Below are 13,163 nucleotides of genomic sequence, written 5' to 3'. Positions count from 1 at the left end.
GCATATTATATAAGCAACTTCAGGGACGCTTTCGCTCCCCTCGCTTCGTAGCGGTACTAATACCGCAAAAAACGCGGCATAAGTACCGACGAGCTCAGAGGCCCATTCAGTTGCTTATATAATATGCGCCTACTTATTTACGTAATGAGCTTTTGCCAGAATATGCTGGTGTGATATCCTACGACAGTTTTTTATTTCGCATTATTATAAAAAATTTATTTTCGCGAAGCAGAAAGCCATCTTGCAATATCAACTATTCTTATACCATCATGTTGAGTTTCATCATGTTTTGTTCTTGCGATAATCATTTTAGGATAGGCATCTTTTATACTCAAAAGAGGAGCTATCTCCCTTTTAAAAGTTTCCTCACGAGAAATATCATCTGAAACCTGTATATATAGCTTTTCGCCTTCCTTTATAGCAACAAAATCCACTTCCTTCTCGTATAGTTTTCCAACATATACTTCATATCCCCTGCGCAATAGCTCCAATGCAACTATGTTTTCATACAAATGACCGTAATCAGCATCCTTTGTTCCTAATTCAGAAAAACGAAATGATAAATCAGAAAGATAATATTTCTTATCTGACTCAAGATATTTTTTACCCTTAATATCATATCGCCGAATTGGATAAAACAAAAATGAACGACATAAATAATCTATATAAACCCCTACCGTTTTATCGTTTGTTTTATAAGTACCTGATGTTAGTTTAGACGCGACATTTCTTATTGAGGTTTGGTTACCTACATTATCCATCAAAAAATTGCCAATCATAACAAGCAAATCTTCGTTTTCGATTTTAAACTTAGTTACTATATCCTTTGTGATGGTTGTTCTATATATTCCATTAATATATTTTCTAGCATCTTCTTCTGTCTTATACAAATATGAACCAGCCATACCACCTTTTTTTACATAATCATCGAATGCGACATCCACATTATCAGATGGGAAGTATTTCAAATACTCATTAAATGAAAATGGATAAAGCTTTACTTCAAATACTCTTCCACCAAACAATGTTGCAAGGTCACTTGAAAGTAAGAATGCATTAGATCCAGTAAGATATATGTCATACAATTCTTCTTCATATATGCTATTGATGACCCTTTCAAAACCATCGCACATCTGGACTTCGTCAATAAAAAGATAGTTATTTTTTTCGTCATCATATTGCTGCTCAATATACTCATATAGTTTATCACCATCAAGCATCGACTCATTCTTTTTTAGATTAAGCTTAATGCGTACAATATTAGCAGATATATCTTTAGAAATATTAGAAATCAATGCATCCATCAGTTTTGATTTCCCACTTCTACGTACACCCGTTATCACTTTAATATCTGGAATATCTTTTACCGCTAAAAGAGCATTTAAGTAGTAATTTCGTTCAATCAGTTTCATATTTTTCACCTCAAAATTAGTATACTTCATTTCGCAAATTTAAACAATTTTAAAATTTGCGAAATGAAAAGGCAGCTATCTTTCGATAACTGCCCTGTGTAACATTCATTATTCATCTAAATCAATCGCTGGTAACACCATTTGCTCAATAAAATCCACTCTATCAAATATCTTTGGCTTGAATGTATCTGTGAAGCTGTTGTTCTTCTCGGCGATAGCTGCCTGAATAGCAACCACAGCAAACACTCAATTTACTGCTTTGACAAGTATTCAAGTGCTTTGGCTCTGCCGTGGTCATAGACACGCTGAAGCTGCGCAGGATCTTTTTCGACAGGACTGATGTTCAAAGATGCATCAGGGCGGATTACCTTGACTTCTCCCGCGAGCTCTTTTTCACGAATGTACTTCTTCTCCTCGTTGTACATGATGTATCGCTCTTCCATCGCTTTAATCATGTTGGGGTATTTACGGAGCATGAAGCGAACGAGCGGCATGTAGGACTGAGGCTTTTTGATGTAGTCTACGGGCTGGGTTTCGATGACAAGGTTGTTATCGTAGCCCTTTTCTTCCATAAACTTAAGCGGGATGGAATCTGATATTCCGCCGTCTAAGTATTTGCCGCCGGCTATGTCTACAGGTCTTGATACAAGCGGCATTGAAGCGGATGCCTGTATCCAGATTATGTCATCTTTTTCCCCGGTAAGGCACTTATGATATACGGGCTTGCCGGTCATTATGTCCGTCGCAACGCAGTAGAACTCCATCGGTGAATTCTTGAATGTCTCAATGTCCCATTTATCAAGCTTGTAAGGAAGTTCGTCGTAGCAGAACTTTACGTTGTAGATGTCGCCTGTTGTCAAAAGAGATGAGATGCTGTGATATCTTTTGTCCGCGCAATACTTCTTATTATATCTGAGCGCTCTTCCGTGCTGCTTTGACTTGATATTACAGCCAAACGTAGCTCCCGCGGAAACTCCCACGGCTCCGTCAAACTCTATCCCCTCTTCAAGAAAAACATCAAGCACGCCGCAAGTGAACATGCCTCTCATTGCTCCGCCTTCCAAAACAAGCCCTTTTTTCATCTTATGATAACCTCTCCGCTGCATTCTATTACAGGTGCCTCCGTGATGATCTCACCGACGGCATCTGCTGTTATTTTGCCCGATCTCGGGTTCTTGACTGAATCTATGCTACCTATTATACTCGCTTCTACATCCGAATATTCAAAAGAAAGATCGCAGCCTTCCATTGTACAATCGATAAGCTTAAGGTCCTTGCAGTAGCAAAGCGGCTGCGTTCCTATTATCTTGCAGTTAATAAGTGTAAGTCCTTCCGAATACCACGCAAGGTACTCACCCTTAACGATGCTGTCTCTTACCGTAACGTTCTTGGTGTGCCAGAAAGCATCCTTGGTATCAAAGTTGCAATTTGATATTTCCATGTTTTCAACATATTGAAAAGAGTATTTGCCCTTCATCTCGACATTATCAAGTTTCAGGTTCTTGCTGTCAAGGAACAGATACATCGCCTCAACTTTCGTATCTTTAAGCGTGATGTTATCACACTTCCATCCAAACTCTTCGGACACGATATCGCTGTTCTCTATTACAATGTCCTTGCACTCTCTAAGCGCCTTAATACCGCCAAGCTTGGAATCCTTTATCTTTCCGTTTTGATCGTACCAGAGAGCTGCCCTCGTAAATTCATTCATCGAAGACTTCTCAATCTCAAAGTTCGTCACGTGCCAAAGCGGATATCTTAGGGAAAAACTGCACTCTTCCACCTTTATATCCCTTGCCTCTTTAAGCGCAGACTCGCCGTCTGCAGGGCCTTCGAATCTACAATTCCTAACCTCTGCATCTGTGAGATTATAAAGAGCTCTCTCCTCGTCAAACTGCTTGTTCTCTACTATATTCTTCATATAAACCTCATAATCAACCTAATAAAAACAAAAAACTTCGAATCACATTATATTGTAAACAATTTAAAATTAAATGCAAGCAGGTGCAAAAACACTCTATTTTGTGTAAGCGTCGTTTTCCTTACGTGAAACAGAAAGATAATTTCATAAAATTTTTATATTTTAACGGGTTAAAGTGGCTAAATATCACTATTATTTCTATGATAAATAGTATATAATGTATTCATTGAATGAAATCTTGTAATAAAACCACAATAGGTTGAGGGGCCTATTAATTTACAAGCAAATCATTTAGTAATTTTATTTCTTATGAATTGAATATTTCTTATGAGATGAGGAGGAAAAAAAATGAGACGTTCAGCTAAGGCCAAAAATAACATCAGCCAAAGTTGCATCGAGATCATGGCAGATGCAATTAAGGCAAAAGAGCAGAACCTTTCCTACGGCAAATTCAAAGCACTCGATATGATGGGAGCCGGAAATGTATCGGATGAAGAATACACTTCAGAGTACACCGTACATACAACGGAGCTTATCCACAGGAAGGAGAATAATACAGAGAAAAAAGCATTAGCGTTCGTTAAAATCAGGTGATTAGTTCAGTTCCAAATAAAGAAAGCATCAATCTTTTATTATGAAAAGGTTGGTGCTTTATTTTTGTACTTTTATTCTCTCATCTCCCGCAAGATAGAATAACAGCGCCTGTCTTGCGTGCTCTTTGTCCGTAGCTTCGACACTTACCGTAAATTGATAAGTGTGCTTTTTGACTTCTTCTGCCTGAACCCTGTTTTCAGCCTCCGCGATCGACTTGTCCTTAGTATCTTCGCTCGTCATCTCCATAATGTCTTCAATTGCGAATTTCCTGAACATATCGCGATGTCCGGCATCCGGCATATACTTTTCTATAAGCATCAGCGTATTTCCGAGGTTCAGATAATCACCGTGGAGAAAAGCCTCGATATCAAGCACGTCGTTCTTGGTCTTATCGACATAATCCTCCCAGGTAATCTCAGCTTTCAGGATTTCGCCGTCCTTATCGATGTTCTCTTCCTGCCAGTCAAGTACATACCATTTCCAGATCTGGAGCCTTTTTCTGTCAACCTCTTCATCGCTAAGCTCAGCCATCTTCTGGCAAGCATGCCTCGTTCCCCTGGAAACAAGCGCATCTGTAGTCTTATCTACATCGTAAGTCCTGCTGAAAACTTTCTTTTTCTTTTCCGTATTAACAATAGTAAGCTTAAGTGAATTGTCGGAAACTCTTGTCATAGTAAGGCTGTAGTCTCCGTGACGCGCAATAACCACCGGTCTTTCAATCAGAATGGTATCCCTAAACTTTATGAAAGACTTAAGAACATCATCATTTTGAATATAACGAAAGGTTCTGCTCATCGTAATCCTTTCTTAATTCCAATCTATGCTCACTATCTGCAATTATATCAAAGGTACTCTTTCTTAAACTCCTCTATCCTGCACGGATGTCCGAAATAATATCCCATCATATCAGAGATTGGATACTGCTTGGCAATCTTAAGCGTCTCCTCATCCTCTATGCCTGTGAAACACGTTCTTATATTAAGTCTGTGGGCAAAAGAAGTAACGGCTTCCACCATGTACTTGGAAGTAATATTGTTTTCCATTCCCGCCGTCATTGAAGGAACGAGATTGATAAGGTCTATCGGCAGATGCCTTACAAGATCCATTGCCGCAAAGTCTGACGCATCAAGTCCTATCTTAAGTCCGCATGACTTAAGGAATTCTATCTGGCTCTTTAGATGTTCCATTCCAAGCTGACTGCTGCTGTTTGTAAGCTCAAGGCACAGGCCTGTTGCCGGATATCCCGTTCTTCTTAGGATTTCCAAAAGAACTGTTCTAAACTCGGATCTTTCAAGCTGCATAAATGCAAGGTTTACACTGAGGTAAAAATCCTTTTGACTTCTCTTTATCTCAAGTGCCTCTCCGAGCGCCGTCTCAAGAATCCAGTTTCCAAGCGCATAGAAAACAGGGTCCTGCTCAAGCCACGGGATGAACTCCGATGGCGAAACCGAGCCGAAAGGTTCTTTTTCCCATCTTACGAACACTTCCATTCCCACAAGCTGATTGTCGGTAACCGAAAAAATCGGCTGATACTCAAGATAGAAGCCGTGATATCCGTTTATGACGCTGTTTCTTACTTCATTTACAAGAGCCATGTTACTCTTATTGCTTTCCGCCGTATCGTTCTGGAAAACCATAAGATTTCCGTGCTTCTGCGTCTTGGAATAATTAAGCGCATACTTCGCGCTCGTATAAATCGAATGCTCGTCTATATCAAAATCGGTCGCGATTATTATGCCGCCGCCAAGTTCATTGACAACGCGCTTTCCTTCGACCATTATACCTTCTCTTGAATAAGTCTTAAGCCTCATAAAGAGTCTTTTAAGCGGCTCAAGATCTATGTTCTCGCTGATAAGCGCAAGGATCGTTCCCTCGCCTCTGTATGCCTTTCCTACCGGTGCGCCGTCCGTCGCAAGCTTAGTCGCAAGCGCCCTGAGCACGCTGTTACCGGTCATATATCCGTAACGCCTGTTGACATCACCAAAGTCGATGAAATTGATCATAAGAACGGCATAGGTCTTTTTACTATTCTTAAGACTTCTCATGTCGTTCAACATTTCATACTGGTTGGGCAAAAGAGTTATCGGATCGTTGTTGTTTATTATTCCTTTGTTTGTTATAGAACATGCGTAAAAAGAGGGCTTTCCGACATAGTCTTTTATTACGACGCCCCTGCATGAGCACGCAACGTACTCACCGTTTTTGTTCCTTGCCCTGTATTCAAAATTGGGATCAAGCTTAACACCGACAAAAACCTGCTTGAGATACTCGTTATACTTTTCTCTGTCATCAGGGTGAATCTTGCTCTCCCACACAGCCGATGCATTATAAATATACTCGCTTGTAAGCCCGAAGTAATCAACAGCGTTAAGTGACCACCTCGAGATATTTTTTGCCATGTCATAGACATATACATATCGGCTTCTCGACGTTACCGCAAAGGTATCGAAAATCCTGTTGATTGTATCGTACACTCCTCCTGACATCCCGCTTCCTACCTCTTTCCGATAATCTTTTATAAGAAGGTGCCCCAGAATTCAAGCCTTAACCAATGTTATTTGGCACATCTATTAACATTATATCATCTAAGAGATTTGCTTGCATAAAAAAAGAAGCAACAGTCCATTTACTATTGCCTCTTTCATATACTTATCTATTTATTTACAGATGCCAGATCTCGTCATTGTACTGCCCTATTGTTCTGTCTGATGAGAAGAATCCTGCATTTGCGATATTTGCAAGTGTCATCTTGCGCCAGTTCTTTTCATCCGCATATGCCTTAAGTACCTTGCTCTTAACCTTGCAATAATCCTTAAAATCAGGGAATGTCATGAACCAGTCTTTTCCGACAAGCTCTTTGTAAAGTCTTGTCAGATTCTTCTTATCACCGACAGCAAGCATCTCCTTGCCGGTCAGGAAGTCCACAGCCTCTTTCAAAGCAGGGTCTTTTTCGTAATAATCCTTGGCAACGTAATCAGCTTTCTCATAGTGCTTAATAACTTCGTCCGAAGAAAGTCCGAAGGTAAAGATATTATCTTTTCCTACAAGATCTGCGATCTCAACATTCGCACCATCCATTGTTCCCAGAGTCACCGCTCCGTTTAACATGAACTTCATATTGCCGGTTCCCGAAGCTTCCTTTGAAGCAAGTGAGATCTGCTCTGAGATATCACAGGCAGGAATGAGCTTTTCAGCCGCCGTAACATTGTAGTTCTCGATCATTACAACCTGAAGATATTTGCTTGCCTTCTCGTCTTTTGCAATAATCTCGGAAAGACAAAGGATTGCATGAATGATATCCTTGGCTATTGTATATGCAGGCGCTGCCTTGGCTCCGAAGATACATGTGATCTTGTGCGCGGGAACCTTGCCTTTTCTGATTTCCTGCAAAGTATGGATGATCCACAAAAGGTTAAGCTGCTGCCTCTTATACTCATGAAGTCTCTTTGACTGCACATCAAATATCGAATCGGGATCGATTTTTGTTCCCTGATAAAGCTCAAGCCAATTTGCAAAGCGCTCTTTATTATTCTTCTTAATATCAGCAAGTGATACAAGAAATACTTCATCATCAGAGAAGTCCTTAAGTGCCTTAAGTTTCTCCGCATCCTTTACCCAGTCGTTTCCAAGACGCTTCGTGATAAGATCCGCAAGCTCGGGGTTACAGGACAAAAGCCAGCGTCTGAAGGTAATTCCGTTGGTCTTATTGTTGAACTTCTCGGGATATATATCATAGAAAGCCTTAAGCTCACTGTTTTTCAAAATCTCTGTATGAAGCGCAGCCACACCGTTTGTTGAATGTGAGAAGTGAATATCCATATGTGCCATATGAACATTGCCGTCCTTGTCACTTATCCAAACTGTAGGATCTTTGTAGGCCTTTTTTACGCGCTGATCAAGTCTGTCAATAATGGGTAAAAGAAAAGGCACAGCCTGTTCGAGGAACTCGCGAGGCCAGGTCTCAAGCGCCTCTGCAAGTATCGTATGGTTGGTATAACCGCACACATCGGTAACGATCTTAACCGCCTCATCTTCATCTATTCCCTTTTCTTCCAGAAGTCTTATAAGTTCAGGGATGACCATGGAAGGGTGAGTATCATTTATCTGCACTGCGGCATAATCGGCAAGGTCGTGAAGATTACTTCCACGCTCCATGCACTCGTTGAGGAGGAGTTGTGCCGCATTGCTTACCATGAAATACTCCTGATAAATTCGAAGGATTCTTCCATAGTCATCACTGTCATCGGGATAGAGGAACAGTGTCAGATTCTTTTTAAACTTCTGTTTGTCAAAAGATATGCCCTGTCCGATAACGCGGTCATCCACAGAATCGATATCAAAGAGCCTTAATCTGCAACAGCCTGTATCATATCCCGTCACGGCGATCTCGTACATTACACTTGTAACTGTAAAGTCGCCGAGCGCAATCTCGTAGCGCTTATCGGTCTTTCTCATCCAACTTTCTTTTCCCCATTTAAGCCACTCATCGGGCTTTTCTTCCTGCTTATTATCGGCAAAGACCTGGCGGAACAATCCGCAGTGATAAGCAAGTCCCACACCGTCTGCAGGAAGTCCGAGGGTTGCACAGCTATCAATAAAGCATGCCGCAAGTCTTCCGAGTCCTCCGTTTCCGAGAGACGGCTCGTACTCACATTCTTCAAGCTCAGCGATATCTATGCCCGCTTCAGCAAGTTCCTTTTTCACCTCGTCATAAAGTCCAAGATTGATCAGGTTATTGGATAAGAGTTTACCGATCAAAAACTCGGCAGAAATATAGTAAAGTTTCTTTTTTCCGTTATGATAACCCTTATGCTCTGCAGCTTCCTGCGTCATAAGTAAAAGCGCATTATAAAGTTCCGATACAGAGCACTCGCAAAGAGCCTTTCCGGTATAATCTGTCAGTTTTTTTGTATTCAAAGGTCCATTCTCCTTTTCTTATTGAGGCAGTCTCGCATAAATTTCCATTTTTCCGCGGATTTTTTTCGCAAGCTGCTTGTCAAACACGCCGGGCATAGCACGCCATACCCAGTTATTACCTACAGTTGAAGGGATATTCATCCTCGCTTCGCTGCCAAGTCCCAGAAGATCCTGAGAAGTCACGATAGCCGTATCTGCCCTACTTGCCCAGATAGCACGCATCATTCCCCAGTTATAGCCTTCCCGGCCCGACAATCCAAGATATTCCTTGGCTATGCGGCGGTCCTTGTATGGTGCAGTCTTCATCCATCCGCAAGCCGTATCGTTATCATGTGTTCCCACATATGCTATGCACTTTTCGGGATAACGGTAGGGTCTGTAATCATTCCCGTCTCCGTCTCTCGAGTCAAACGCAAACTCAAGCACCTTCATTCCGGGATATCCGCATTCTTTCAAAAGTTCCCTTACATCGGGCGTTAAGAATCCGAGATCCTCCGCAATAATCTTCCTGCGGCCAAGCTTCTTTTCAATATGTTTAAAAAGATCCATGCCCGGCCCTTTTCTCCATCTGCCGTTCCTTGCATTCTTATCCTTGTAAGGAATCGCGTAGTATCCGGCAAATCCTCTGAAGTGGTCAATCCTTAGAACATCGAACAGAGAAAAGATATGTTCGATTCTCTTTATCCACCATGAGTAGCCGTCTTTTTTCATCGCATCCCAATCAAACAGAGGGTTGCCCCATAGCTGTCCGTCAGCAGAAAAACCATCAGGCGGACATCCTGCCACTTCGGTCGGTATCAGATCTTTATCAAGTTGAAACTGGGAAGGTCTTGACCAGACGTCTGAACTGTCAAGTGCTACATAGATTGGCAGGTCACCGATAAGGAAAATACCGTTTTCGTTGGCATATGCTTTAAGCTTATCCCATTGTTTTTTGAAAAGATATTGCACTGCCTTCCAAAAATCGATCTGCTGCCTGTATTCCCGACACATCTGTTCCAATGTATCTTTTTCCCTCAGTCTTACAGAATCTTCCCACATCTGCCACGACTTTCCGCCGTGAGCATCCTTGAGCGCCATGAACAATGCATAGTCTTCAATCCAAAATCCGTTATCCTCTATAAACTTCTCATATTCCTTCTCGGGATTTTCCAAGAATCGCGTTACTGCCTTTTTCAGCATCGGGAAACGCTTTTTATACATGACCTCATAATTCACACGGTCAGGCGTCGTCTCCCAATCAATACTGTCAAGTTCATTTCTGAAAAGATATCCGTCTTCGATCAGCTTCTCCGGATCGATCAAATACGGATTACCCGCAAATGTGGAAAAACTCTGATACGGGCTGTCGCCGTAGCTTGTAGGGCAGATTGGCAAGAGCTGCCAGTAAGTCTGTCCCGCATCCCGTAAAAAATCCACAAATTCATATGCTTCCTTCCCCATGCTTCCGATGCCATGTGGCGAGGAAAGGCTGGTTATGGGCATTAACACCCCGCCTGCTCTCATTTATTTTATGTCCTCCGATTTATGCAGACCTATGAGAGCGCTTATTTTATAATTACTTCTTCAGAACTTTAACGCTCTCTCCCTTTTGAAACTCAAAAGGAATGATCTCGTGGACGGCCTGACCGCCCGATTCGATCGCATAGATCACTATTTCCGCACCTCTTACGGCAAAGCGCTCCGCATTCTGTCTTACGGTCGCAAGCCTGGGTACAAAGTACTCCGCGGAGCTGATTCCATCAAAGCCCACAACGGAAATGTCTTCGGGTACTCTTTTACCCATATCGCAAAATGCTCTGATCGCACCCATAGCGATAATATCACTCATTGCAAACACCGCCGTCATCTCGGGGTATTTTGCAATAAGTTCTTTTGCTGCCTTATATCCGCTCTCCATTGAGAAACGTGAATAGGCATATTGTTTATCCATATCCAGCTGACCATCTACATGGATCATAGCCATCCTGCATCCCATAAGACGCGCCTGTACAGGGCTCGACAGATAGGGATCACCACCGATGATGCCGATATGCTCATGGCCGCACTGATGGAGGTAATCCATAACGTACATAGCCGCAGCGGTATCATCGATTGATAAAGAGGACAGATTTTTTAAATTATAAGAAATAGAGTTACTGGTTACCGTAACGCACGGAAGATTCAGTGTCTCAATTTCCTCTACACCGTACTGGTCAAAGTTAGATCCAAGAAAGATCAGGCCCTGAGGCTTTTTGTCCTCGATAAGCTTGGCTGCCTCAACAATCTCATTGGCATCCTGATCGATGTAAGTAACATAGCTTATATAGCCGCGCTCTTCTATTACAGGATTCATTTTTTCAAGAATACTGCTGAAAAGAAGGTTCTGCGCGCCCTTTACAATGATAGCTATGCCCTGCTGCGCCTGCATCTTAAGATGACGCGCATTGGCGTTAGGCTGATAATTATGGGCATTGACCACTTCCATGATCCTGTCCCTAGCCTTCTTGCTAACATTGGGATTGTTATTAAGTACTCGGGAAACTGTTCCTACGCCGTATCCCGATTCTTTTGCTATGTCTTTGATGGTCATAACTGTTTTCCTTTTCGTGTGATTATCCTTTCACCGCTCCTGCTACAACACCCTCAATGATGTATTTCTGACATATCAGGTACAAAACGATGATCGGTACTATATCTATCACGATGCTAGCCATCATGGCTCCCATATTAACCGTTCCAAAGCTCCCTCTGAAATACTGGATTGCCATCGGAATGGTACGATACTTCTTGATGTCCAAAACAAGTGTAGGCAACAGATAGTCGTTCCAAACCCACATGGTATCCAGAATCGCCGTTGAAATGATCGTCGGCTTAAGGATTGGAATGATTATATGAAAATAAATCTGCAACGGACTGCATCCGTCGATCATAGCAGCTTCTTCAATCTCAAGCGGAATCGAACGAACGAAACCTGAGAACATGAATACCGCAAGTCCTGCGCCAAAGCCCAGATAGATCACGCAGATATTGTAAGGTGTGTTCAAATGAAGTCTGTCAGCGGTGTTCGCCAGAGTGAACATAACCATCTGGAAAGGAACTACCATACTGAAAATGCAAAGATAATAAAATATCTTGGCAAACAGATTATTTACCCTGACAACATACCAGGCCGCCATTGAGCAGCACAGCATTATCAGGCACACCGAGCTAACCGTGATAATCAGAGAATACCAAAAGGAACGTAAAAAGTCCATTCCGTTGATGCTCTCTATATAGTTTGCTATTCCTATAAAAGACTCGCTTTTTGGAAGTTCGAAAACTCCGGCTGTTGTGATAAATCTGTTTTCTTTAAGTGAATTTATCACGATATTAAAAACAGGATAGATCCAAACGAGTGATACAAGCGATAACAGAACAGTCAAAGCAATGTTCTGCGGAGATAATTTTTTCTTTTTATCCATTATGCCTGCACCTCCTTTGATCTTGTAAATTTAAGCTGGATCAATGAGATGATCACAACTACCAGGAAGAAAACTACTGCCTTTGCCTGGCCTATTCCCTTCCACTGAGGTCCGCTTCTTGCATAGAAAGTATCATAGATATTAAGTGCAAGCAGCTGGGAATTCTTTGCAGGTTCACCGGCTGTAAGTGATATATTCTGATCGAACATCTTAAAGCCGTTTGTAAGTGTCAAAAATGTACATATTGTAATTGAAGGCATGATCATCGGCACTTTAATCTTGATAAGTGTCTCAAAATCAGTTGCCCCGTCAATCTTTGCCGCCTCGATATAATCGGGAGACACATTGTTAAGTCCGGCAATGTATATGATCATCATATATCCGATCTGCTGCCAGCAAAGCAGGATGATCATTCCCCAGAAGCCGTTCTTTTCAGAGAGCTGCAAAAGCGGCTGCCCCATCACCGACAGAACACCGTTTAATATTGTCTGCCAGATATAGCCGAGTACGATTCCTCCGATGAGGTTTGGCATAAAAAATACCGTTCTGAAAATATTGGTTCCCTTAAGTCCCCTTGTAAGCAAAAGTGCCACAATAAATGCGAGCAGATTGATGAGGACAGATGAAACAATCGTAAATTTCACCGAGAATCCAAATGCATGTGTAAATGTGTTATCGATAAAAATGTTTTTGTAGTTGTCGAATCCAACAAACTTAACGTTTCCGACAGTCGTAAATTTACAAAAAGAAAGGTATATACCCCATATAAAGGGCCATACAAATCCGATCAAAAATGCTGCAAATGTCGGAAGAATAAATATCGGCCAATACTTTTTGGTCATTTTACCTATCATAAAATATTTCTCCTTGTGATCT

11 protein-coding genes are annotated in these 13,163 nt (G+C 41.8%); 1 reads left to right on the top strand and 10 read right to left on the bottom strand.

Annotation, left to right across the window (positions count from 1 at the left end):
• Positions 1-215: 215 nt before the first annotated feature.
• From BM398_RS10260 to BM398_RS10250, 3 genes are all read right to left on the bottom strand, one after another.
• Positions 216-1,412 carry an ATP-binding protein gene (locus tag BM398_RS10260; protein WP_092337580.1) on the bottom strand — a complete coding sequence of 399 codons (1,197 nt, stop codon included), beginning with the start codon at positions 1,410-1,412 and terminating at the stop codon, positions 216-218.
• 251 nt (positions 1,413-1,663) lie between these two features.
• Positions 1,664-2,494, bottom strand: coding sequence for a patatin-like phospholipase family protein (locus BM398_RS10255; RefSeq protein WP_092337579.1), 831 nt, complete (start codon positions 2,492-2,494; stop codon positions 1,664-1,666).
• Positions 2,491-3,333, bottom strand: a complete 843-nt coding sequence (locus BM398_RS10250) for a DUF3737 family protein (protein ID WP_092337578.1) — start codon at positions 3,331-3,333, stop codon at positions 2,491-2,493. The genes BM398_RS10255 and BM398_RS10250 overlap by 4 nt, the downstream gene beginning before the upstream one ends.
• 348 nt (positions 3,334-3,681) lie before the next feature.
• Here BM398_RS10250 and BM398_RS10245 point away from each other — a divergent pair, with 348 nt between their 5' ends.
• A complete protein-coding gene (locus BM398_RS10245) occupies positions 3,682-3,927 on the top strand; it encodes a hypothetical protein (RefSeq protein WP_026654189.1) in 246 nt (81 codons plus the stop codon).
• A 57-nt stretch (positions 3,928-3,984) separates the two neighbouring features.
• Here the strand turns inward: BM398_RS10245 and BM398_RS10240 are convergent, their stop codons facing one another.
• From BM398_RS10240 to BM398_RS10210, 7 genes are all read right to left on the bottom strand, one after another.
• Complete coding sequence (locus BM398_RS10240; RefSeq protein ID WP_092337577.1) at positions 3,985-4,722, bottom strand: hypothetical protein; 738 nt, start codon at positions 4,720-4,722, stop codon at positions 3,985-3,987.
• Between the two features lie 47 nt (positions 4,723-4,769).
• The gene (locus BM398_RS10235) at positions 4,770-6,413 is read right to left on the bottom strand and encodes a sensor domain-containing phosphodiesterase (RefSeq protein WP_092337576.1); all 1,644 of its coding nucleotides are present in this window, start codon (positions 6,411-6,413) and stop codon (positions 4,770-4,772) included.
• A gap of 175 nt (positions 6,414-6,588) precedes the next feature.
• Positions 6,589-8,844, bottom strand: coding sequence for a glycogen/starch/alpha-glucan phosphorylase (locus BM398_RS10230; protein WP_242949801.1), 2,256 nt, complete (start codon positions 8,842-8,844; stop codon positions 6,589-6,591).
• Positions 8,845-8,862: 18 nt separating this feature from the next.
• Positions 8,863-10,350 (bottom strand): 4-alpha-glucanotransferase, encoded by a 1,488-nt coding sequence (malQ, locus tag BM398_RS10225; RefSeq protein ID WP_092337575.1) that lies wholly within the window; start codon positions 10,348-10,350, stop codon positions 8,863-8,865.
• Positions 10,351-10,402: 52 nt separating this feature from the next.
• Positions 10,403-11,416: a LacI family DNA-binding transcriptional regulator gene (locus tag BM398_RS10220; protein ID WP_092337574.1), complete on the bottom strand. Its 1,014-nt coding sequence runs from the start codon at positions 11,414-11,416 to the stop codon at positions 10,403-10,405.
• Between the two features lie 22 nt (positions 11,417-11,438).
• Positions 11,439-12,287: a carbohydrate ABC transporter permease gene (locus tag BM398_RS10215; protein ID WP_092337573.1), complete on the bottom strand. Its 849-nt coding sequence runs from the start codon at positions 12,285-12,287 to the stop codon at positions 11,439-11,441.
• A complete protein-coding gene (locus BM398_RS10210; RefSeq protein ID WP_092337572.1) occupies positions 12,287-13,141 on the bottom strand; it encodes a carbohydrate ABC transporter permease in 855 nt (284 codons plus the stop codon). The genes BM398_RS10215 and BM398_RS10210 overlap by 1 nt, the downstream gene beginning before the upstream one ends.
• Between the last annotated feature and the right edge of the window lie 22 nt (positions 13,142-13,163).

This window comes from Butyrivibrio sp. M55, from assembly GCF_900116865.1.
Classification (GTDB): domain Bacteria; phylum Bacillota; class Clostridia; order Lachnospirales; family Lachnospiraceae; genus Butyrivibrio.
This window is presented reverse-complemented; position numbering and strand designations above follow the sequence as displayed.